We start from the raw sequence: 24,387 nt of genomic DNA, 5'->3' as shown, positions 1-24,387 counted from the left end.
ATTAATAAACATAAAATAATATAATATTCTTATTTAAACATAATAATCAATATCATATTCTGTTTTAAGTAAATTTGCCTGCAAATCATGTCATTTATGGAAGCGAGCAAATTAGCAGGAAAAGATCAAAAAGTATTAAAAGACCTTCTGGAAAAAGTTAAGCAACAAACCGATTTATTTTTAGGTTACCCTGTGGCTAAAGATTTTGATTACCAGCCGCTTTCCGACTTCTTAAAATACCCGATGAATAACCTGGGTGATCCCTTCGTTAACTCTACTTATGGTGTAGGTTCACGCGAACTGGAAAAAGAAGTAGTGCAATTTTTTGCCGAGCTTTTTCGTGCACCGGCTGATAATTGGTGGGGCTATGTAACCAATGGTGGTTCTGAAGGTAATCTTTATGGCTTGTACCTTGCCCGTGAGTTACATCCTAAAGGAATGACCTATTACTCAGAAGCTACGCACTACAGTGTGCAGAAAAACCTGCATTTACTCAATATGCCCAATATTGTGATCCGCACGCTTGCAAACGGAGAAATTGACTATAAGGATCTGGAGTATACCATTAGAATGAACCGCCACATGCCTGTTATTATTATGGCCAATATTGGCACCACCATGACTGAAGCACGTGATGATGTAGGCAAAATTAAAGCCATTTTGAAAAAACTGGCCATCCAACATTATTATATTCACGCTGACGCGGCACTTTCTGGCACCTACAGCGCACTAATTGAACCAAGGCCTGCCTTTGATTTTGAAGATGGTGCAGACAGTATCGCTATTAGCGGTCATAAGTTTTTTGGTTCACCGATGCCTTGTGGCGTAGTATTAGCCAAAAAATCAAACCGTGATCGGATCGCCCGTTCTGTGGCTTATATTGGAAATATTGATACAACCATTACGGGATCAAGAAATGGCCATAGCCCCTTATTTTTATGGTACACCATTAAACATTTGGGCATAGCAGGTTTAAAAAACAGAGCCATGCACAGTTTAGCAACTGCCGCTTACACTGAACAAAAACTTAAAGCGTTAGGCATCTCAGCCTGGCGGAATACCAATGCCATCACCGTCAACTTCCCTACTCCTTCAGCAGAAATATGCAAAAAATGGCAGCTTGCAGCTGAGCATGGAAATTCGCATATCATCTGCATGCCAAATGTCACGCAATCGCACATCGACCTGCTCATTACCGACCTTAAAGCCGAATCGGTATTGCAAGATTGAGTTTAGACAAACATTTCAATACAGCTGACGTTTAATGATGATATACATGTTGAACAGACTTAAATGAAAATAATCATTGTAGGTGCTACAGGCACATTAGGTAAAAGAGTAGCTGAAAATTTTTCGCAAAAACACGAAATCATCCGTGTTGGAAATACCAAAGGCGATGTCCAGGTTGACATAACCAATGAAGCATCGATTAAAAATATGTTTGAGCAGATCGGGTCTTTTGATGCCCTGATCAGTACGAGCGGGAAAGGCCCATTTGCCCCTGTAAGTCAACTAACGGGTGAAGTATTTAAAGGTGGTCTGCTGGATAAATTGTTGGGACAGATTAACCTGGTATTAATTGGCCAGCATTATATCAACAAAAGCGGATCATTCACATTAACTTCAGGTATATTAGCCGAAAACCCCGTGGCCGCAGGTTCGGTATTGAGTACCATAAACGGAGGCTTAAATGCTTTTATCACAGCGGCCGCTCCGGAACTTGGAAACGGCATCCGCATCAATGCCGTCAGTCCTAACGTAGTTGAAGATTCGCCTGCCTACTTTGACTCTTTCCCCGGAGAGATTCCGGTTACCATGGAAAAGGTAATTAAAGCTTATGAAAAAAGTGTATTGGGTATTATTACGGGCCAGGTAATTAGAGTTTATTAACCACCTGAAGTATTTTAAAAAAGGCTGTAATATGATGACTTAACCAAAACTTCTCGTAAAATTTCACTTATTCAAAAGTACAAAGTATAGATTAGCCTTTATAAGCAAACGGGTATGATAGAAACAGAACGCCTCATTTTGAAACCATTAACACATGATCAGCTGTTAAAGTATATTAAGGATGATCATTCTTTAGAACAAGAATTTGGCCTATTACCGACTAAGAAAAATATTTCCCCTTCGCTTCAGGAGGCATTGAAACAAACGATTTTACCTAACGTATCTGATCAGGATAAGGATTATTTATATCATACCTTATGGACGATTATATCGAAACCAGACCACAGAATGGTAGGTGATATCTGTTTTGTGGGTGAGCCTGATCAAAATGGCGAGATCGAGATCGGTTATGGTACTTATGAAGAATTTAGAGGTAAAGGATTTATGACTGAAGCCATTGGCAGATTAATTGCTTGGGCCCGGGAACAGCCCAAAGTGAAATCGATTTTTGCCGCTACTACAAAAGATAATGTGGCCTCTTACACCATTTTAGAAAAGAATAACTTTATCCATGTGGGCGAAGTTGATGATATGTTAAGCTGGAAAATTGAATTGAAGTAATTTCTATGAATGCTATTCGTTTGCATTAAAGACATTAATTTTAAAGAATTATTAAATTTTACCTTATGCGTTATTTTCTTTCCTTTTTATTTGGTTTATCTGCATTTGCCTCTTTCGCACAAAATCCGAAATTAAAAATCAAACATTTAACCGGCGATCTTTATGCCTACACTACTTATAACACTTATAATGGCGCTGTAACAGATGCTAATGCAGTATACCTGGTGACCAACAGAGGAGTTGTGGTAATTGACGCACCTTGGGATTCCAAACAATTTCAGCAATTTTTAGATTCTATCGCTGCCAAACATCATCAAAAAGTAGTATTGGCTATTGCCACACATTCGCATGGCGACCGTGCGGGTGGCTTGGCTTTTTTTAAAAGCAAAGGTATAAAAACCTATACCAGTAAACTAACCGACGAGCTATTGAAAACCAACAAAGAGCCACGTGCGGCTTATACTTTTACCAATGATACCACTTTTACAGTTGGACAATATAAAATAAGCACTTACTATGCCGGCAAGGGACATACCAAAGACAATATAGTGGTCTGGTTTCCAAAAGATAAAGTTTTATTCGGCGGCTGTTTAATTAAAAGCACTGAAGCAGATAATCTGGGCTATATCAGAGAAGCAGATTTAGCAGAATGGCCAAAAAGCATCCAGAAATTAAAGCAGAAATATCCCGATACCAAATTTGTTATCACAGGACACGATGCCTGGGGCAACAGGGAATCTTTAGATCATACGCTAAAGCTTTTGACGGAGAAAAAGTAAAATATACCTATAACGTTATAAAATTAAAAAGAGCCTGTATCACTAATAGTAGTTTTCCATCGAAAATTTTAACGTTGAGCTCAGCCTGAAATGACCCCGATGATTGTATCAAAGCGTCTAAAACATCTAAAAGAAGTTATTAGATAAGCTCAGGATTACAATTTTATACTTATGGTATAGCCTCAATGATCATTTATGATAATTTTCAGTTGCTATAGTGCAATTTCAAACAAACTTAAACTGATTCCTTCATAATGTTTTGGTAAACCATCAGTTTTTTCCATGCTTACCACACCAACATAATCGAAACCACAACCCGTGTAATATTCGAGCAGTTTTTCATTATCGGCCCAGGTATCCATTCTGATAAATTTAATCCCGTTTTCTGCAGCAAAAACTTTGGCCCATTTAATAATTTCTTTTACAAAAGAATAGCCTCTAAATGCGGGATGGGTGACAATCCTATGGATATAAATCGCATTATGATCTCGTTCTCCCCAGATCAACTGATCGTTAAACGTAACCGCAAAAACACAGGCAGCAGTGCCATCTGCCAGAATTTTATACTGACGGCTTTCATCAATTTCGGTTTGTATCATTTCTCGGCTAAAGCCTTGCCAGTGTTTGTTAAATACTTTCTTTTGATGGGCAATGGCCATATCGTAAAATCCGAAAATGGTATCGATCTCTGCTGACAAACTGTTTTGTACTTGTAACTGCATGCTGTAAAGGTAAGGGTAATTAATAAATATCGTCATTTTGAGCGGAGCTCAGCGAAGTCGAGATGCCGCCGTACTGTTATTAACTAAAAATAAAAACAGGGCTGCTTCTTTAAGAAACAACCCTGTCTAAATAATTTTATTTTAGGCCTTACGCCCTCTACCTTTAAACCTTAAACCTCACATCTATTTCTGTCTGAAATAAATCTGGATCGGTGCACCTGAAAAATCAAAGTTTTCCCTTAGTTTATTCTCGATGAAACGTTTATACGGATCTTTAATGTACTGTGGCAGATTACAGAAAAAGGCAAACATTGGCGAATTTCCGTTAATCTGTGTGATATATTTGATCTTAATGTGTTTTCCTTTTAAAGCCGGCGGCGGGAATTTCTCGATCAGCGGCAACATCACATCATTTAATTTTGATGTAGGAATTTTTTTGCTTCGGTTTTTATAAACCTCTAAGGCTGCCTCTATTGCTTTAAAAATACGCTGTTTGTTCAGTACCGATGTGAAAATGATCGGTACATCGGTAAACGGGCGGATACGCTCATGAATCTGCTCTTCAAAAGCTTTCATGGTTTGGGTATTTTTTTCGATCAGATCCCATTTGTTAACCAGAATGACAATGCCTTTTTTGTTTTTCTCGGCCAAATGGAAAATATTGATATCCTGACTTTCAATCCCTTCCACGGCGTCGATCATTAATACCACCACATCAGCTTCTTCCAAAGCTTTAATGGTACGCATTACAGAATAGAACTCGAGATTTTCTTTAACCTTGGTCTTTTTACGTAATCCGGCCGTATCGATCAGCATAAACTCATGACCGAATTGGTTATAGTGAATTTTGATAGAATCGCGGGTTGTACCTGCGTTTGCAGTCACAATATTCCGTTCCTTGCCAATTAATGCATTAACCAGAGAAGATTTACCCACATTCGGACGACCAGCAATGGTCACTTTAGGCAATTGATTTTCTTCCTCCTGGATATCTTCGAAATTTTTTACAATTTCATCCAACAACTCGCCGGTTCCGGAGCCTGTCATAGATGATAAAGGATAGACTTCGCCTAATCCAAAACCATAAAAAGTATGTATTTCATTATACAGAGCGGTATTATCTACTTTATTAGCGCAAACAAAAACGGGTTTGTTACTTCTGCGCAATACCTGGGCAATATCATCATCCAAATCGGTAATACCGGTAGTTACATCTACCATAAAAATCAACACCGTAGCTTCTTCAATGGCAATCATCACCTGCTCACGAATGGCTGCTTCATAAACATCTTCTGAGTTAGCTACGTAACCACCCGTATCAATTACGGTAAATTGTTTATCAATCCATTCGCCCACACCATAGTGCCTGTCGCGGGTTACGCCGCTCATATCGTCTACAATAGCTTTGCGACTTTCTGTTAATCTATTAAAAAGGGTGCTCTTGCCTACGTTTGGCCTGCCTACGATGGCTATAATGTTACTCATGGGTGCTCTTTTGACAGTTAATGGCCGTAGTTAATGGTCCTGGTGTTTTAAACAAGCTGTTCAAAAATTTGGCTATCAGCCATTGACTATCAACTACTAACCGATTTATTTCGGGCTGCAAAGGTACGGTTATTTTTTTCGTAACCGCTATTAATATTAACTTTTATACTTTTCTAAAATCGAAATTAATTATCGTAACCGAAACTTTTTAAATAATTCTTTTTACTTCTCCAGTCGGGAATTACCTTTACGAACATCTCCAGAAACACCTTGCTGTCTAAAAATTTTTCGATCTCAGCCCGGGCTTCAGTTCCTACCTTTTTTAACATGCTTCCGCCCGTACCAATTAAAATGTTTTTTTGCGAATCGCGTTCAACCACAATCTCTGCAGTAATCCTGATCATGGAGCCTTTGCCATTTTTCATTTCTTCCTCCTTAAAGCTCTTTACGATTACTTCGGTGCTGTAAGGAATTTCTTTCTGGTAATTCAGGAAGATTTTTTCGCGGATCATTTCCGAAACAAAGAAACGCTCCGAGCGGTCGGTTAAATCTTCTTTGTCGTAATATGGCGGATGTTCCGGCAGCATATCGAGTACGCGATCCAGTAATCCGTCTACATTGTGTTGATGTAAAGCGGATATTGCATAAACCGCAACCGGGTTTAACTTTTCCTGCCAGTAGGCAATTTTCTCTTCTACCTGTTCTTGTGTAGCCTGATCTATCTTATTGATCAACACAATTGTTAGAATATTCTTATTCAGAATTTTTTCCAGAACATCGTCTTCATCATGTACCTCATTAATGTCGGTTACGAATAAAAGTACATCAGCATCGGTTAAAGATCCGTTAACAAAGCTCATCATACTTTCCTGCAAACTGTATTTTGGCTTAATTATGCCCGGTGTATCAGAGAAAACGATCTGATAATCTTCTTCATTTACAATACCTAAAATACGGTGCCTGGTGGTTTGCGCCTTAGGGGTGATAATGCTAAGCCGCTCGCCTACAAGCACATTCATAAGGGTGGATTTACCTACATTGGGTTTACCTATTATACTAACAAAACCTGCTTTATGCGCCATTAAAATATTTTTTAAAAAAAATTTGCAGTACAAAGAAACGAATTATATCTTTGCATTCCAATTCGGAAACAGAGTTAAGGATTTAATTCATTAAAAAACGAGTTGTATGTAGAGTGCGGGGTGGAGCAGTTGGTAGCTCGTCGGGCTCATAACCCGAAGGTCGCACGTTCGAGTCGTGTCCCCGCTACTAATTCAGTGGGCAGTTTACAGTGATCAGTTTAACTGAAAGCTGGGAACTGGGAATTTAAAAACTGAAAATGGCCCGTTCGTCTAGGGGTGAGGACGCCAGATTTTCATTCTGGAAACAGGGGTTCGATTCCCCTACGGGCTACGAAAGCCGCTTCTATTTGAAGCGGCTTTTTTTGTTTATTCTCTTTTGAAACGAAAACCACCTCAATCAACGATCGTTACTCCTTCCCCATAGGATTATCAGTTTTTAAATCCTATTTTTAACAATAACAAATTCTAAGTCACATCTAAAACGCAATTCATGAGTTCCGTATTCAGAACATCCTACACACAGGATCCAGACACAGTAGCCGAAAGTAAATTAAAAGAAATTATCGGACAGCGGAAGTGGCAAACCGTTGATATTAAAATATCATTAGAAGACCTTAAAAAAAATATATGGTTTTTAAACGACGCCGTTGTTTTAAGACAAAGCAGTGAGGGTGTTCCTTTAATGACAACTACCGCAATTTATGGCCCGATACATCCGCATAAAAGAGTAGTTTTAACTCCAGGAGAAGGAACCGGGGTAATGGAAATTCCAAACGAACCAATGGAGATATCATTAATTGAGGAACTGGAAAATCTCGCACGAAATGCCCAACCACCTAAGGAGGGGAATGCCACTACCGTTAATTCCAACTGGGTGAGCAGCGATAAAGGCGGAAGATTGCCCAATTTAGACCCTGCTGCAAATGTATTTGGACAAACAGGTTCGCTTTATGTGAATGAATCTGCCGTAATTTTCCCCGTTATGGATCCGAGCCACCCGGATTATGAAGAAACACTGGCATTTTACGGGGCCAGATTACTCAGGCCAAAAGAACCTTTTTACATGGGTTTTAAAGATATTTTATTTGGTATGGAATACAACACCTCTTTGCCAGATTATATCCGTAACTATGCCTTGTCGCCCATTGGCGGTGGCGGCATGTTTGTAGAACACCATCCTTTTCCACATATTTTTCTTCCCAAACCAAATGAAAACGGAGCGGTATACTGCGAAGCGAAGGTTACATTAGGACACAAAGTGGAGGTTACAGATCCGGAAAAAGAAAACCCCAGAATTATATTTACCACTTTCAGGGTTCCTGCCGATGGATCTGCCCTGGCCATTAAACCGTCTACCATACATAACGATAGTTTTACCAACGGAAAACTCGCTGTTTTTGTGGCCAATACCCCTGCAGATACGGTCGCCTTCAGGCAAACTGCACCATTTACCAATATTGTAGTAAAAGATAATGCCCCTCAGATCGAGAAACCAAAGATATTTTAAAAATGCTACCTGATTGCCTGAATCGAATTGCATCGGGCAACCAGGGCTTTTACCGAAATAAAAGCAAAAAAATTATTTCATCAGATTATCTTTATCATCGGTTAAGCCTTACCAAACATAACCCACTCATAATCAAATCAAAATGCACCCATCTGGATGAATTGCGTTATTTCAAATAAATAGGCAATTCAAAATATTAAAAAAAATATCAAGGATGACTTTGCAGATACCAAAACAATTTATACCTTTGCACTCCCTCAAACGGATATTTGGGGCGAAAAATAGAGTGCGGGGTGGAGCAGTTGGTAGCTCGTCGGGCTCATAACCCGAAGGTCGCACGTTCGAGTCGTGTCCCCGCTACCAATTCAGTTGGTGGTTCTCAGTTGGCAGTTTACTGCAAATTGGAAACTGAAAATTTAAATACTGAAATGGCCCGTTCGTCTAGGGGTGAGGACGCCAGATTTTCATTCTGGAAACAGGGGTTCGATTCCCCTACGGGCTACGAAAATCATCATCAAATGATGTCAAAACCCTGCAAATCAAACATTTGCAGGGTTTTTTTATTGATATTAAAAACTTAAAATATACATCAAATCGCAATAAAAAAGTGTGTATTTCGGTGCGTATCTAAAATGGAAAACACTACGCACCGAATTCTCAATAACAAACTGAACGCCAACATGTTCAGCAATTAACCATCTTGATGCGAATAAGCTGCTGCCTTACTTTTGTTTCACTTTAAGTAAGTTTTATGAAAAGTAATTTCCACCTGCTTTATTATCTAAGAAAGCAAAAAGTCTACAAAGGAGGCCCTAGGGCCATTTATATGCGCATCACCGTAGATGGTAGACGGGCAGAGATGTCTATTGGTCGTGAATGTGAATCCGACAAATGGAATAATTCGGCAGGGCGTGCTATTGGCAAAAAGGAGGATGTCAGATCACTCAATAGCTATCTGGATAGCTTACAAAGCAAGATGAGAATGGCTCATCAGGCTTTACTCGACAGTTGTAAATGAGTAAAACAATCTATAATCGCATCAAGTCGGTACTAGCCGAAAAGGGAAAGACAAATAAAGATTTGGCTGATGCTTTAAGGATAGCCCAAGAAACTGTTTCCAGTTGGTGTACAAACTCTGCTAAACCTTCAATAAAAAGATTGTTTGAAATCTCTTCCTATTTAGATGTCCAAGCAGGTGACTCGCTAGTTTCTATTAAAAAATAAATAGTTTTTTTAATAATATTTGATTATAGTCATTAGCCAAATTCTTTATGTAGACCTCAAGGCTGGCAAATCCTAGAAGAGCAATTCTGAATTAAGAAAATAAAAACATACCATAAAATCGTTCCATATATTATGAATTGCCTTGATATAAATTTGACTGATTTTTTCAATGATGAATATTTTCATTGAGCAATTTTTCAAATTTAGATAAGCCCTTAATGAATCAGGCATGATCCGATTGACTAAGTAAGTAAGCGACCTTCTGCTATACTGTTAGATAACAAAATAAAGGGGCTGACAAAGCAGCCCCCAAGAATTAAGAAAGTTATACTGAAACGTTAATCGTAACGTTTACATATTTTTTCGTAGCCACATTTCTGCTAATCAAATATTGTAGGACTTTAGCGAAATTCTCTAATTCCCGTTTTCAAGATACTCGATATCGAAGTCTATCTGAAAGAAAGCAACTTAAAACAAATAGGTTATTCCCAATTTAGCTATTGATTATTGCCTCAAAATTATTATTTATTATATATATAATAGGATCCTGGATTACCATGTGTATTTTACTACATTCATTAAGGTATGCTGGCTGATTTAAAATGTTGTCCATATTCCCAAGGCGTCTTAAAATAGTTTAAATTCGGTTTAGTTTGATAGTAGAATAGTGAAGCACCAACCCCTTGGAATTGACACCTCACTATTAATAGCGTTGTATACTTTTGAATACCTAGAGTAGCTTAATGAGGATCAGCCTGTATTTGTGAATCATAGCTGCGAATTAATGAATCCAATTGCTTACTCTGTGAAAATTCGATACAAGACTTCATATAAGGCTTCCTCCCTTCATAATCTGCGATCTCGGAAGGTTCAATAGACAGAAAAATTTTGTATGCAAGACTGTCAATAGCCTTGTAAATGTTTCGGGCGCCGGAACGATTGTAATCAGTTATCTCTACATAAACTGTTTTACTGATGTCGTTTTGAAGCGCTGTATCTTGCTTGCTTATCAACGACAAACAACTGCACAATGCATACTCCTTTGCCCATTGGCGTTTTTCGTTTAAGACCGACGCTTCGGCTTGTTTTTTACTCACCTTACAGCCTCCTGTGTAAAGTAAAATGCTCATAAATGGCATTATCAAAAATGTTTTTTTCATGGTAACTTCCAAACTGTAACTTTTGCCGTTCCGCCTTTTGCATTAAAATAATCGTGACCACCAATAGCCATGCTTCCTGTCCACAAAGTTGCATGCCCCATGGCCCCGAATTTTGAAGGGTAGTTCGGTTGCATAATATACAAACCTTTTATGTTTTTTAATTTCCCCCTAAAAAGCGTTCCTTGGGGGCCGCCGTCAGCAGCGTTCAATTCAACTTTATCAGTGGTTGAAAAAATCTGCTTTACATAATTATAGAGATGTGCTGATGAAACGAAGTAATACTTACCATCTGCACCGCTTGTTGTCTTTCCCGGGATATAAGGAATGGCAATTCCCGAATAATTTAAAGCTCGCGAAACGCGCAATGCGCAAGCATTTGCGTATGCTACCGGATCAGACTGATATAAGCTTAGGATGTTTCCACCTACCAATGTATATACATCTGGAGCTGGCATATCTCCGCCTGTGGAATTTTTTGGATAGTTGGCATACATCGTACTATAAGAGGGAGCAACCTTCACACCATATTGCGCTTGCGGCGGATCGTTCCACGCCGCTACCTCCGGATCAGTATCCGAAAGGTTGGGAATCGCTTCAGCGGAAACAGAAGAATAAGATGATGTCCCATTCGTCCAAGTGATATCTGTGCCGGTTATGGTTTCGGGAAGGAATGAAGGAGGGTTCCCGCCGGATGTATTCGTTCCGTTACCTTTTCCTATATTATAGTAATAACCTTCTGCGAAAGGACCTTGCGTTGCGTCTATACGGAAATATGCCGAGATTACCTGTCCCTCGTTAGTATATATTTCTATCATTGTTCCTGTGTAACTTACACCGTCAACAGTCAGGGTCGTTTGATACTGATCTGAAACGAAGTATCCCATTGATTTAACATAGTCAATCAAAGCGCCAAAATTGGATACTGGTACAACTGCATTACTACCATTAATACCAAATACGCCTGGAGTACCCGGACCTCCTGTTCCTGGGTCAGGATAATCACCACCACCGCTACATATTAATGTACAATTTTGCCCGATTTCCTGAGTCTCACAGATCCAATCGCTATCGTCTCCACTCCCGGGACCACCCGGACCCGAGCAAATAGTCTGAAAGATGGGCGTACACATTGGAACACAAGATGAGGCAGACATTTCAGTACTCGCGCTCAATTGTTTATTCATCGACGAATTGCTGATTTTATATTTCCCTATAACCTTACCGTTTTCTATACGTAGCAGACGATATGGTGCTCCATCCATTTTCTTGAACTCAATATATCCGGTAAAAGAGGAGCCTAACTTCGCAAAAGTATTCTCCCGTATGCTTTTTCCCTTTTCTATATAGCTAATGTCTGGGATATAAGTTATAATACTTGATTTAAGAGAGGCCAAAGAGTCTTTGAAAACAATCAGTCTTGATAATGAAAATTTTGACCTTTTAAGATCATCTTTTGCACGCTCACCATTTAAATGGTAAATTGAAATCTCATTTTTTTGGATTGCAATAGCTACCTCGACTATGCTGTAAGAATTTATCACAACTTCAGTGGTACTTTTCCAATTAGGCGTAATCACAGACGTAATCGGCGCCACGTTACCATTAGTAAATTTAAACTGCTGGTTCTTGCTTAGGTTATCATAATACTGTTTCGCTTCTGAAGTTGTTAATTGGTCATTTTTTTTAAATCGTAGAGATTCTTTAGCACAAGAAAATGCTAAAAGACAAGTGATAAGGGTTAAAAATTTTCGCATTAATTTATTTGATTATTATATTAAGATGTAAATATAGATATATTGACATCTGTTATCAAATTTGTTATAGCTGTATTATATAATAGACTCTCAATTATCTTATAATGAACACAAATAATAATTTAACTTAGACTCTTTGATGTATCACATCAAAATACATTTCAAGTTGATACGACCCGTACCAATAATCTAATGCGAGAGTGATTCATAACGTTTTGATTGCTTTAAAACTTTCAATACATGATAGAAATTGACAGATCAATATTTGTATTCTGGAATATCGAATTGCATCTTTGAATTGTAAGTTTCAGAGTTAATCTTCATCAAGATAAGGGTGAGTAATTCGTTGCGCAGGAATTCAAACAGCCATTAAGATATTGAAAGCTAGTAAGATAAGAATATGATCATATTCCCCTACGGGCTACGAAGGGAGTAACTCCCAAAACACTCAAAGGCTGCTCCAAATGGAGCAGCCTTTGCTATTTGTTAATCCTGAGTATCCTTCATATTTTCTTCGTTCGTAGTTGACACTTAATAATTCCGGAGATTTTCCATGTAAATATTTCACACGCTTAGTGTCTCACCTGTCTGCCATTTCGGATAACAGCATCAAAAGCGAAAACAATACCCAGTAAAACCGATCGATTTACGCCACCAAAATTACCACTTTCAGTTATCTTCAATGAATTGCAATAATTCTCTAGTGTAAAATGTGCCTAAAATGAAATATTATTTCACTAAACTTATTTAGACTTATTTTAATTAATATATTTGCGCCATTATTTCTATCCCTTAAACTAATGGCAAGTTATTTACGTATACTCCTGGTAATCTCTATATTATCCACCAGTGTAACAGCAAAAGCTCAAAATACAGGAAACATCATCGGTAAAATTCTTCTGGTAAACGGCACTCCCTATACATCAGCATCCGTTACCATCACCGAACTCGACAAGGCCACACTAACAGATGAGACGGGTACTTATCATTTCAACCATATTAGCCCTGGAAGTTATCATTTAAAAATCCAGGTTTTGGGTGCTCCGGAATACCTTATAGAAGTTGCCGTTGTTGCTGGACAAACCGCGATGGGCAATTTTCAACTCCCTACAGAAAACGTACAGGCTTTACAGGAAGTGACCATTGCTTCCAACATCAATAAATTTTCAAAACGTGAAAGCCGTTATGTGGCGCGTTTACCGCTCAAAAACCTGGAGAATCCGCAGGTTTACAATTCAGTATCAAAAGAATTGATGCGGGAGCAAGCTGTAATAGATTTGGGTAGCATCTCAAAAAACGTACCTGGAGCCGGCATCCCTTTAATTCTGAACCAAGGTCGGGTAACTTTCCGCTCTCGCGGTTTTGAAACTGAGCCGAATGCACGCAACGGTGTGGCCGGACCAGCTTTTTCATTCATTGACCCGGTGAATCTGGAGCGTATTGAAGCCATCAAAGGACCGTCCACAACGTTGTTTGGCACCAATATTTCCAGCAGCTACGGGGGATTATATAACCGTGTAACTAAAAAGCCTTATAATGATTTTGGTGGGGAAGTAGCCTATACGGCAGGAAGCTGGAACCTAAACCGTTTAACACTTGATGTAAACACACCCGTTAATGCGGATAAGACAGCTTTATTCCGCCTCAATGCCGCCACCACTCATCAAAAAAGCTTTCAGGATCTTGGTTTCACGAATAATATCGCAATAGCCCCAAGTTTCTCCTATCAAATAACTGACAAATTATCCCTTTTGATGGACGTTGAATTCGGACAGGAAAAAGGTACGTCTGTTGTACGTTTCAATCCCTTTATCACACCAAATACCAATCAGTCTATTACCGATATCGGCTTCCCCTATAATAAGACATTCCTGAGCAACGATCTTACTTATTCCACACAGATGCTGAACATCTTTGCACAGGTAAATTATAAAATATCCGGTAGCTGGACATCTCAAACCATTCTTTCAAGAAACCGCTCCACCATTGACGGCTACATCACCGCGCTGAACGGAAGATCTGCAACTACGGTACGCCCGCAGATCATTGTTGGAAATACCAATTTCATTGCGACAAACATACAGCAGAACTTTATCGGTGATTTCAAAGTAGGCAAATTCCGTAACCGTATCGTTGCAGGGATAGATTTTTATAACAACTATAACGATTTTGACCGGGTTACGGTTAATTACAACCAGGATGTAAACTTTATAAACCCACAGCCTGCCTATCGCATCAGCCGTTTCAAAGTAGACTCTCTGAGCAGCAGGGGCACGCTACGTAAAGAATACAACCGGGATAATACTTATGGGGCTTACGTATCAGACGTATTTAACATTACCGACCAATTGCTGGCCATGGCGAGCATCAGGGTAAACAGATTTGATTACAAGGGTGTTTATAACATTGTAACCGGGCAGATCACAGGAGGATTAGGTTCAAGCGGCACATCTGCCGGCCCTTATAAACAAACGGCGGTTTCACAAAAGTTAGGATTGGTTTATGAAATCAGTAAAGACCACCTGTCGTTATTCGGTAATTATATGGGCGGATTTTTTAATCGAAATGGTCAATCACTTGATGGTACTGCATTCAAACCAGAACATGCCAACCAGCTTGAATTCGGTTTGAAAGGCGACTTATTTAATAACCGTTTGTCTGGAACAATAAGTTACTATGATATAAAAGTAGATAATGTTTTACGCTTAGACCCACGGGATATTAATTATTCTATCCAGGACGGTTCGCAACTCAGCCGGGGAATTGAGGTTGATATTATCGCAAATCCTTTCAGCGGTTTAAATATCATAGCAGGTTATGCTTACAATTACAGCTTATTTACCAATGCTGATGCAACAGTAAATAATCTGCGCCCGGCCTTATCAGGACCGGACAAAATGGCTAACCTTTGGGTGAGTTATCGTTTACAAAAGGGCAGCCTGCGTGGATTAGGCATTGGCTTTGGGGGTAATTATGGAAGTAAATCATACCAAACCAACACACAGAGTACCAAGATTACCATACCGGCTTACACCATGCTGGATGCCGCCCTGTTTTATGACCAGCCCAGATACCGCGTTAACTTTAAGGTAAATAATTTAACCAGCGAAAAAGCCTGGTCGGTAAGGTTGACTCCGCAAAATCCGGCGCAATTTATTGGCAGCATTGCGCTTAAGTTTTAATAGGATGGCTAATAACCGGTTTAAAGGCATTACAGGCTGGCTGCATTTGTGGCTAGGATTAATCACTGGCCTTATTTTAATGGTCGTTGCCATTTCAGGTTGCTTACTTTCTTTTGAGGATGAACTGGAACTGGTATTTTTTAAAGAGCGTCATTTTGTACGTCCCACACAGCAGCGTTTAACCGCAGACAGTCTATTTAATATCGCCAACAGCATTTACCCCGGCAAAAAGGTATCTAAATTGATTTTGGAGGCAGCACCTGAACGAAGCGCAGAGGCTCGTGTTGGTAAAGGCCCTGAAATGAAGGTTGTTTACATCAACCCATTTAATGGCACGATATTATACAAAGGCCTTTTCCAGCAACAGTTTTTCAGAACAGTCCGAAACCTGCACCGCTATTTGCTGCTGGATAAAACAGGAAAGGCAATAACAGGTATTTCCTGCCTTATTTGTTTGTTTCTGACTATCAGCGGGATTTTTATCTGGTGGCCTGCGAATAAAAATGCCGTCAAACAACGCTTTAAAATTAAGTGGAATGCGAAAAGCAAACGGCTTAACTGGGACCTGCATGCGGTAACCGGCTTTTATCTATCGTTTTTCCTGATTCTGATTACCCTTACAGGCCTGGTAATGAGTTACGATTGGGCCGAAAACCTGATCTATCAACTGGCGGATGGCAAATCGCAAAATGAACCTCCTACAAAAAATCAGGCCAAGATTAAAACGGCCTGTCCAGGCATCTTACAGAAGATGGAACATATTATGAATGAGCTGTATCCTCATCCGGGCAGACTTAACTTCAATTTCCCACCCAAAGGTGGCCAGGCGATCATGGGGCAAAAAGAAAGTGAGCAGTTACCTCCCGGATGTACAAACGCAGCTTATTTTGACAGCAAAACCGGACATCTCATCAAACCGCAGCCTTTTGCCGCTTTAAGCTTGGGTACGAAGATCAAGAAATATGTTTTGCCCTTGCATGCCGGAAGTATATATGGTTTGGGCACAAAAATATTCACATTTGTGGTTACACTGTTTACAGCAAGCCTGCCAGTAACCGGCTTTCTGATCTGGCTTGGTAAACGCAAAAAGAAAAAAAAGCCCAGGGCTGTTCAGCGCTCTTTAAAAATATTGGCAAGAGTTTAGTGGTAAACCAAGCATAAAATAACTAAGACTTTAATTCAGTTCTATCGGGATGTGATGTAGATGTCAAACCTACCCTTAAGAACAATTCTAAAAATTGCTCTTAAAGGTTGGCAGCATGCATATCAAAGAACTGATTGCAATCCGCTAAGGCCGGATTTCCTGATCTATCCCGTTTATATAATGATTAACCAATTTACCATTTAATGCATGGTTAAATAAATGGTTTGGTGCATCTACATAATATAAGGCACCTCCTGTAACGGCTTTTAAAGAGAGGTGGTACCTTGCATCCAGGTTGTATACAACTTGGGTAGAACAACCTGCAGCTTTTAAAAACTCGATCAAAAGCCTCAGGCCTAGTGATTGGTGAACTTCATCAATATCAAATGATGAGCCATATGGACCAAAAATTTCATTAATGTAAAAACTAAAATACTGCAATCTTCTAAAATATTCATTACTGTTATTTTGTGGGAGAATAGCATCCGATTGATTCGATTTGCGTATATGTGGAAAAACATTGGGCTCCACTAAAGAACCCGAAATAGAGGCAACCCCCAGTTCTGTGGCCATTAAGGTTTTGTTTTGTCCAAGTATAAAATTGGCATCCCATTCTGTTCTTCTCCCCAAATATTCATCTTCAAAATGAAACGTTCCCCCATACCAATCGGTAGCATTTTTTACCGCAATTCTGCACTGATATATTTTACATTTTACAAAATCCCAAGTCTCTCCGCCAGCCCCGAGAAAAAATGTGCTACCTAAACCAGTCTGACTGACAGCAGATGTATTTACGAAAGTTCCACATTTAACCATAGCAGAACCATTTTCAATCTTTACCGTCAGGTGATAGGCTGAATTTATATTTACCGAAGTGATGACATCTAAATAAGTACTATTATTGATAGCCAATTTTAAGGTATTTCCGTCAAAGAATAAGTCTAAAAGATCACATTTGAAAACACGTCCATATCCGCCTGGAATTTCCTCAATCAGAAAATTTAAAGAAAAATCTATGATTTGCGGGCTACCAGGCATATTTGACAAATCACATTTTGCAAATTGTGCACCATTTAACCGTAACCATTTTTTATTTAATCCAAGTGCTTTTCCGACCCCACCTTTAGCACCTGATTTCATAACGGAATCAACTAACCCATTTCCGGTAAGTCCGTTTATCAATTTATTAGTCTCCTGTATGGAATTAATATAATTGCTATCAATAACCAGAGGAGACGAATCGGCGATGAAGCCTTCTCTTTTTGTTTGATAGTGTTGATTGTTGATAAATGAACGGATGTTTTTTAAACCATACTGAACACTCATTTTTGTTTTGCTCAATGCAGATTTACCTTTACCATTAGAAACAGAATATTTCCTATACTCACTAGTATGCCCGCTGTAATAATAATCCATTAGTTCTCCAGCAATAAATCCTTTTTTTATTGTACCTACATCATCTGAATGCTCTTCCAATATGGGCATATAATAGTCAATCCCAGGATGGTCGATATTCGGATCTGCCCAAAGCCAATCCATAAAAAATTGATTATTTGTATAACCAAACTCTGTCCAATCTGCCGCATATGTAATTTTTGAGGCAGGAAAATAATGCCTGGCAGATGCTGCAAGTTGTTTTAACGTTACAAACCATTTGTTTCGGATGGCTGCATTGCTATTCGTAGACAGTGTAACCATCTCCGATCCAATGTAGATGAGTGATAAATCAATACCTGCATCACTTGAAAGCTCAAGGTAATATTCTACGAAAGTTCTATAACTTTCTATCCAAGCATGCACTGATGATTCTTCTGAGAATATGACTTCTCCTCTCCAGCGCTCTTTATTGTTGATATCGCTGTTATTTATAAATCTGACAATAGGTGCAAAGCCAACCTTATAGCCTCGCTCTTGAAGGTAACGCGCTCCATTGATGAAGCTTTGATCATTTTGTGTTCCGGCCAGATCAATAACATTAGATATTTGAAGGGCTGTATCCTTACTATAACCTCCAGCAGTCCACACGCCATCAGCTATTTCCGCTTTTACATCCTGACTGATCCCAGCCTTTACAACCGTTGGATTGATAAAGCCTTCACTAAACCAGTTCAACCACATTACACAGGTATCTACCTCAGTTAACCTGGAAAGATTCTCTTCAACAGTATAGGTAAAATCAGTTTTCTCTGGCGATGAACTGCCAATAACCAAAGATTCGTAAATAGCATTGAAATATTTAGTTGCCCCAATATTGCTTCGTATGGTTGTATCATAACCAAATTCATCAAAGCTAGTGACCATTACTGCATTAATGGCTGGACTAATTAAATTATAAATACTGGTTTCGTCTGCTGCCCCATCTCTCAGTTTTTTTATAAGCTCCCTTAACTTAATGCCCTGTGTTTTGTTTAAATTTGGATTGAAAGGACCAGATGCCTTGATGATTTCATTTATATATCCATCTGTTATTGGTGTTATTTTTGCCATGACTTTTATATCAAATAAGTGCTATAAATAGGTGATAAGTTAATTTTTTGAATGGTAATTACCATGATTGTGTATCTGGTGAGCTAAAAGGCGATTTCAGTATGAATCTTAATGCTTTGATCAATTCTTTCCTTATCAAGCGCAGGAATTACTAACAGGCATAACATGCACTATCTAATTATCAGGTTTGAATTTTTTAACTATCAAAATCCATTTCTTTTTTCCGCATAACATACCTCAAAAGTGAAAACCATTTAACACATCATCAATCTAATTCAAACATAATATCTAAATATAAAATCCGAAATAAGAATACATTATGTAGATGTTATCATTCTCTACATGAATAGGATTATATTCGGGATAGACTATAGTGCATTTTAGAATTTTTAGCCATTTAAATCAAAACTAATTTTTCTAATTATAAAGAAGTACATGCATCTGTTTACAAGATACAATTGATTCTATCGGAGAGCAATACTTAAAAATCAGTATAAATTAAAATAGTTAAGCGTTTCGGAGAAAGCCAATACATGCCGTATATTTAACCTGTCACGGCGTTTTACTTTCTCAAAACTTAGAGAAATTTCCAATTTGCTTAGTTTAAAGGCACACTTGAAGAAGCATTGGTCTGAATACCACTAATATCCAAAATACATCAATTATCAGGTACAAATCCGATAATCAATCAACGCGGGTGTTTTACCAGTAACAACATTGGTATACAGATTTAACTCATGACCGACTAAAACCTCTAATTTTTTTACTTTGTAACCAAATACCTCATATAGCTGTCGGAGTTTTTGTTCAACATATACATTTTGGTCAACATTGGTGATATCGGTTACCAGCATAAATATTATGGATGTATGTTCTTCATGAGGTATAATTTGTATCTGAAACCGTTCAACATCCGCAAAAACAGCATTAAAATCATCAAGCTCATAGTTGCATTCGTTAAACATAAAAGAATTTGAATACCTCCCTTTTAATTCCAGATACAATTGCCCCTCAACTTCTACCCATTTGCCGATATCGCCGGTATCATACCTAAAGATGGGGAAACGCTTACGGAATAGATTGCTTACGAGTAGCGGGCCATAGCCATTAGCATCAGGATTGTTTGGTTCTACTATCAGACCATCAATTACCCTGAACAATGATGGCGACCGGCTATAGTTGCACCAGGCCCATATCCCTGTTTCTGCAGCACCATATAATGAATAGATCTGTCGGGTTCCGAAAATATCTTCGAAAAGTTTGATATGTGACGGCGGCAAAAACTCGCCACCAAATAAAAGGTTGGTAATGGATAAGCGAAGCTGTTTTTTTTTAAGGTATTGCGCGAAAAGGAATAATTTTGATGGTGTTCCCAATAATAAATCTGGCTTAAAATTTAGCGCCATCTGGTAAGCCTCTTCGTAAGGTAGGCTGGCGCTGGCAACTAAGGTTGTTGCATTACACCTCTCCAGCAGATCATCCATAATTGCAGCGGTACGGTACATATCCATGTAACCAAACATATTAAGTGCGATGGTTTTTGGTGTAAATACTTCAGCTTGTTTTAATGCGGATGCAAGGGCTGCACGCTGTTCGAGATTTTCTGCAATATCAACGGGAAAAACCAGTGGTTTTTGGGTAGATCCGCCCGATCGTACTAAATAAACGCCTCGTTTCTGACTATGCAAGTCAAAATTATCATTCAGCAGACCAATTAATTCCTTTTTACCTATAATGGGTGCATTTCGATAATCATCATAGTTAAGATAATGAGACCTAAAAAGGTCTGATTGTTTAACAATGTGATAGTATTGATTCAGGATAGGATTAATCATTCAAGGTTTAAACTTTTGATGAACAAATAGCTAAGATACTTCGCCCAGAAGTGGCGATAATGCCATAAAAATCTGATTTTTTGGCTGTTGGAGGGTAAATTCTGTAAAGCATATTTATACCAGCGTTCACCGATCATGCCCATCAACAGCTGGTCGTGTTTATCTTTACTGTTCCTATACCTCGCAATTACCGGCGGCAATTCGATCTGTTTAAAATGGCTGTATTTTTTCCTGGAAAGGCTCTCCGGAACCTCGTTAACATAAAGATAAGCTCCTGCTTGCAATACTATTTTTCCGGGCACTTTGCTCAATATTCCTTTAAGCACCCGATACCAAAAATCAATACCTTCATTTAACTGTACTTCCGAATCATATCGGTTAGCGGCAATCCACTTACTTCGTGTAATTACATTACTGCCAACCCCCATAATAAAATGCGGATCGCTAACGGCCAATAAAGGATGTTTAATCAGATATAAATCTGTCTCCAGCGGTTCCAGGTATCTTTTCAATGGTTTCAGCTTAGGGCATATTTCGTTGCCTGGCATAAAAGCAATATTAAGTACCATAAAATCGAGCTGATGCATTTCAAATGCACGAGCTGCAACGCTTAGTAAATCTGGATGGTATTCATCGTCAGCATCCAAAAAACTTACCAATTCGGAATGGATAGCCGCAAAACCGATATTGCGTGCATTACCCGGTCCTTTGTTTTCGGTGAGTCTAATTACCTGTATCCTGCAATGGCCAAAAGCTGAAATATGATCACGTAAAAAATCATAGACAACGGAGAGGCTATTATCTGTACTTAAATCGTCTACAATAATCAACTCATCCGGCAGTTTACTTTGCCGGATGAGTGAAGTTAACGTTTGCGTAATATAAGCTGCTTTATTAAACAATGGTATAATGACGGCATGTGTCATATTTACGATGCCGACATCATGGCGGGAAAAATGACTCCCCTACCCTGGTGAACATTAACCACGCTTTCTGCTGAACCACGGAACAATCCGGGACCAAATGACCGGTTATTGTAACACAGCAACATCCCTACTAAATTGATCAGGCTTTTCTCTGCACCACTACTGTATTTAAACCAACGTTGCGGTACATATTCCTGTATCATGTATTCGGGCCATTGTTTATCAATAATATCAGACCAAACAACGGCTTCACAATCGCCTTTTACATACATATCAATACCCCGGCCACCGCTGTTGCGCTTTAATACCCAATTTAAGCATGAGTTGCTTACTTCATTTCGTTTTTCGGGTGTATGCAAGGCATAAGTAGGTATTAAAAAAGAGCGTAAAAAAAGATATTCTTCTTCAGAAAGATAATTTTTCATGATCTCTTCACTATACAGCACAGCAAGGATGCGCTTGTCATGGACCAATATCAATGTCCGGACATCGTTAAAATAGTTTCCTTTACTAATGATCAGCTTTAACACTTCAGGGTCAAAATTACGCAGTTCTTCGCGGTCCATTTCCAATATAAACTGATGAACAGGTTTACCGTGCAAAACAATAAATCCGTTTTCGCATGTTAACTGGGCTGGACTTGCAGAAACATAATTTAAACCCTGTTTGCTGAACTCCTTTAGCAGATAAAATACTTCGGTGCCTTTTTCTTTGTCGTGTACCAGTACAACGGGCTCATTACTGTTGAAACGGCTAAAAATAGCATCAATAAAATCACGCTGATGTGGAATGTTCTCCAGTGATGATAAACGGCTATCTTCAGCAATCAAGTTTAGGTAGTAACTCAACATCCACCCGTTAACCGGATACCTGGCTCCTATTTCGCAGATTTTGATGCTGCCATCTTCTGCCTGTAAAAAATCAGGACGGTACATGCCCACTTCATAAGGCTGCATGTTTGCAGTGTTTAAGATATCGTTCAAACAATCATCAAAATTATAAAAGGCACGTATCCTTTCATCAGCAAAATACGCATTGACTACACTGGTTAATGCCTTATTCAATACCTGACATAGCTTTTCCATCTGTGCAATTTCATCACGGTTTACAGCCACCGGAACCGGAGAAAATGAATCAGCACCATTGCAGGGTATTTCGCCCAGGTGCTTCATCAGCATTTCATTTAGTGCCTCTCGACTACAGATGATTTGGTCTGCTACAAGTTCGCCCCTCATCTTTATGCAATTTCTTCTTCATGCATTACGGGTTCCAAACTGGCACTAATGGTTTCCATTACGGCCGCTTTTTTACTTAAGTAATCGGCAACAATCTCGCGCAGATCATAATCAGCCAAATTTACGTCCATCGCTTTAATGTAATAATTGATAGCACTAACCGCATAAAAGAAATGGTTTTTTTCTGTTGGTCCGCAATGTACGGTTATCCAGGCCAATGTATGTTTTAGCGTATCTTTGTCAAAACCAAAGTCATCTTCCAGCCAACGCGTAAATTTTGGAAGTATAAATTCCACCTCTCCATGGGTATAAATTTCATGCACCAGCGTGGTTAACAGGCCGATCAATAAATCTTTATTCCGCAACGAGTTCTGGTCTTTCCAATATTTAAAGGCACGTGCACTTGGATCAAGATATTGCCTCAACAACCATCCATCATCACCGCAGGTATTTGTAGCCATGGTATAGAACAGATCAGAGTGTAATACTTTGCCAACAACAGCCAGGTCTTCATCAACGATCCTGTTTAAACTGGCTACCGATCTGAAAAGCTGCGCTTCGTCTGCTACAGGTATATTTTTATGGATCAGCATGGTCATGCGGTTACTCAATCCGGCAACAGTAACGGCACTATTGTTTGTTTGGCTCCAGCTATGAAAAAAAGGTTTAAGATGATCCCGATCATGCAGCACTGCGGTGAGTTTTACAAAGCTGTCTTCAATGGTTTTAAAATGTTCAGCTTGCTCTGGAAAATAGGCCAAAAGTTGGTGCTTCAACGGAGATTCTTCCATCCCCTCGAGTACAGGAATGATAATTGATAATAAATTTTTCACGTTTGTTAGGTTTAAGGTTTATTAAAAAAGTAGATTAAGGCAGATAAAATATTGTTAATTTGTTTTAAAATATTAATAACTAAACCAGTATTAGCTTCATACTTGGCTGATCAGGTATGATATTAATATTGACGACAAGCAAAATACAACTAACTGATATTTAGCAATATGCAGTTAAATTATAATGATTGGAATAATTGATGAATGAGCGTTTTTCATTTTGATGAGCGGTTTGAGTGATAAGATGGATTTGACTTACACATAGATACGTACTTTTTTATTATTAAAAAAAATACATACGAAATATATATTAAAAATACACAAATATATTTTTTAAAAATACATTTGTGTATAATTTAAAATACATAAAATCTTATGATGAAGTAAACATCAGGCACAAGCACACAACTATGGAAACGTATTTCCGTTTACCATTAAAACCATACAAAAACGTAAGCAATGAATTTTGTCTGATGCAAACTTCACAATCAGAAGGAGGTTATTGATTTTACACAGATTGA

General features: G+C 38.7%; 19 protein-coding genes and 4 tRNA genes. 13 read left to right on the top strand and 10 right to left on the bottom strand.

All coding sequences use genetic code 11. The annotated features are described in order from the left end of the window. Positions 1–96 precede the first annotated feature (96 nt). The 4 genes from QZ738_RS11030 to blaB1PEDO all read left to right on the top strand — a co-directional run bounded on the left by QZ738_RS11030 (position 97) and on the right by blaB1PEDO (position 3,290). Positions 97–1,230, top strand: coding sequence for a histidine decarboxylase (locus QZ738_RS11030; RefSeq protein WP_293787469.1), 1,134 nt, complete (start codon positions 97–99; stop codon positions 1,228–1,230). Between the two features lie 63 nt (positions 1,231–1,293). Continuing rightward, positions 1,294–1,890, top strand: a complete 597-nt coding sequence (locus QZ738_RS11025) for a short chain dehydrogenase (protein WP_293787467.1) — start codon at positions 1,294–1,296, stop codon at positions 1,888–1,890. A gap of 114 nt (positions 1,891–2,004) precedes the next feature. Beyond that, on the top strand, positions 2,005–2,511 hold the full coding sequence (locus QZ738_RS11020) for a GNAT family protein (RefSeq protein WP_293787465.1): 507 nt from the start codon (positions 2,005–2,007) through the stop codon (positions 2,509–2,511). 65 nt (positions 2,512–2,576) lie between these two features. Further along, positions 2,577–3,290 carry a PEDO-3 family subclass B1 metallo-beta-lactamase gene (gene blaB1PEDO / locus QZ738_RS11015; protein WP_293787463.1) on the top strand — a complete coding sequence of 238 codons (714 nt, stop codon included), beginning with the start codon at positions 2,577–2,579 and terminating at the stop codon, positions 3,288–3,290. 212 nt (positions 3,291–3,502) lie between these two features. On the opposite strand, the gene QZ738_RS11010 is transcribed toward blaB1PEDO, so the two are convergent. The 3 genes from QZ738_RS11010 to era form a co-directional block, all read right to left on the bottom strand. Continuing rightward, positions 3,503–4,012, bottom strand: a complete 510-nt coding sequence (locus tag QZ738_RS11010; protein WP_293787461.1) for an N-acetyltransferase — start codon at positions 4,010–4,012, stop codon at positions 3,503–3,505. Positions 4,013–4,195: 183 nt separating this feature from the next. Further along, entirely contained in the window at positions 4,196–5,497 is a 1,302-nt protein-coding gene (der, locus tag QZ738_RS11005; RefSeq protein WP_293787459.1) for a ribosome biogenesis GTPase Der, read from the bottom strand. Between the two features lie 185 nt (positions 5,498–5,682). Next, the gene (gene era, locus QZ738_RS11000; protein ID WP_293787457.1) at positions 5,683–6,579 is read right to left on the bottom strand and encodes a GTPase Era; all 897 of its coding nucleotides are present in this window, start codon (positions 6,577–6,579) and stop codon (positions 5,683–5,685) included. 114 nt (positions 6,580–6,693) lie between these two features. On the opposite strand from era, the gene QZ738_RS10995 reads away from it, so the two are divergent. From QZ738_RS10995 to QZ738_RS10970, 7 genes are all read left to right on the top strand, one after another. Continuing rightward, positions 6,694–6,766: transfer RNA gene (locus QZ738_RS10995), tRNA-Met, on the top strand. 72 nt (positions 6,767–6,838) lie between these two features. Beyond that, a tRNA-Glu gene (locus tag QZ738_RS10990) sits at positions 6,839–6,910 on the top strand. A 159-nt stretch (positions 6,911–7,069) separates the two neighbouring features. Next, positions 7,070–8,086 (top strand): hypothetical protein, encoded by a 1,017-nt coding sequence (locus QZ738_RS10985; RefSeq protein ID WP_293787455.1) that lies wholly within the window; start codon positions 7,070–7,072, stop codon positions 8,084–8,086. Positions 8,087–8,373: 287 nt separating this feature from the next. Further along, a tRNA-Met gene (locus QZ738_RS10980) sits at positions 8,374–8,449 on the top strand. A 67-nt stretch (positions 8,450–8,516) separates the two neighbouring features. After that, positions 8,517–8,588, top strand: a tRNA-Glu gene (locus tag QZ738_RS10975). 249 nt (positions 8,589–8,837) lie between these two features. Then, complete coding sequence (locus QZ738_RS21325) at positions 8,838–9,104, top strand: Arm DNA-binding domain-containing protein (protein ID WP_367268582.1); 267 nt, start codon at positions 8,838–8,840, stop codon at positions 9,102–9,104. After that, positions 9,101–9,310: a helix-turn-helix transcriptional regulator gene (locus QZ738_RS10970; protein ID WP_293787453.1), complete on the top strand. Its 210-nt coding sequence runs from the start codon at positions 9,101–9,103 to the stop codon at positions 9,308–9,310. The genes QZ738_RS21325 and QZ738_RS10970 overlap by 4 nt, the downstream gene beginning before the upstream one ends. A 740-nt stretch (positions 9,311–10,050) precedes the next feature. On the opposite strand, the gene QZ738_RS10965 is transcribed toward QZ738_RS10970, so the two are convergent. Both QZ738_RS10965 and QZ738_RS10960 read right to left on the bottom strand, forming a co-directional pair. Further along, the gene (locus QZ738_RS10965) at positions 10,051–10,470 is read right to left on the bottom strand and encodes a hypothetical protein (protein ID WP_293787451.1); all 420 of its coding nucleotides are present in this window, start codon (positions 10,468–10,470) and stop codon (positions 10,051–10,053) included. Beyond that, positions 10,467–12,224 carry a T6SS effector amidase Tae4 family protein gene (locus tag QZ738_RS10960; RefSeq protein ID WP_293787449.1) on the bottom strand — a complete coding sequence of 586 codons (1,758 nt, stop codon included), beginning with the start codon at positions 12,222–12,224 and terminating at the stop codon, positions 10,467–10,469. The genes QZ738_RS10965 and QZ738_RS10960 overlap by 4 nt, the downstream gene beginning before the upstream one ends. A gap of 800 nt (positions 12,225–13,024) precedes the next feature. On the opposite strand from QZ738_RS10960, the gene QZ738_RS10955 reads away from it, so the two are divergent. Continuing rightward, on the top strand, positions 13,025–15,406 hold the full coding sequence (locus QZ738_RS10955) for a TonB-dependent receptor (protein WP_293787447.1): 2,382 nt from the start codon (positions 13,025–13,027) through the stop codon (positions 15,404–15,406). 4 nt (positions 15,407–15,410) lie between these two features. Continuing rightward, positions 15,411–16,550: a PepSY domain-containing protein gene (locus QZ738_RS10950; RefSeq protein WP_293787445.1), complete on the top strand. Its 1,140-nt coding sequence runs from the start codon at positions 15,411–15,413 to the stop codon at positions 16,548–16,550. A 144-nt stretch (positions 16,551–16,694) separates the two neighbouring features. On the opposite strand, the gene QZ738_RS10945 is transcribed toward QZ738_RS10950, so the two are convergent. The 5 genes from QZ738_RS10945 to QZ738_RS10925 form a co-directional block, all read right to left on the bottom strand. Further along, positions 16,695–19,037 carry a glycoside hydrolase TIM-barrel-like domain-containing protein gene (locus QZ738_RS10945; protein ID WP_293787443.1) on the bottom strand — a complete coding sequence of 781 codons (2,343 nt, stop codon included), beginning with the start codon at positions 19,035–19,037 and terminating at the stop codon, positions 16,695–16,697. A gap of 665 nt (positions 19,038–19,702) precedes the next feature. Further along, positions 19,703–20,872, bottom strand: coding sequence for an AMP-binding protein (locus tag QZ738_RS10940; RefSeq protein ID WP_293787441.1), 1,170 nt, complete (start codon positions 20,870–20,872; stop codon positions 19,703–19,705). Then, on the bottom strand, positions 20,869–21,798 hold the full coding sequence (locus tag QZ738_RS10935) for a glycosyltransferase family 2 protein (RefSeq protein WP_293787439.1): 930 nt from the start codon (positions 21,796–21,798) through the stop codon (positions 20,869–20,871). Before QZ738_RS10935 ends, QZ738_RS10940 begins: the two co-directional genes overlap by 4 nt. A 2-nt stretch (positions 21,799–21,800) precedes the next feature. Beyond that, entirely contained in the window at positions 21,801–23,033 is a 1,233-nt protein-coding gene (locus tag QZ738_RS10930; protein ID WP_293787437.1) for a hypothetical protein, read from the bottom strand. 2 nt (positions 23,034–23,035) lie between these two features. Further along, positions 23,036–23,866, bottom strand: coding sequence for a hypothetical protein (locus QZ738_RS10925; protein ID WP_293787435.1), 831 nt, complete (start codon positions 23,864–23,866; stop codon positions 23,036–23,038). Positions 23,867–24,387 lie beyond the last annotated feature (521 nt).

It is taken from the genome of uncultured Pedobacter sp. (assembly GCF_913776295.1).
Lineage (GTDB): Bacteria > Bacteroidota > Bacteroidia > Sphingobacteriales > Sphingobacteriaceae > Pedobacter.
Note: the sequence above shows the minus strand (reverse complement) of the source record. Positions and strands in the feature narration are given on the sequence as shown.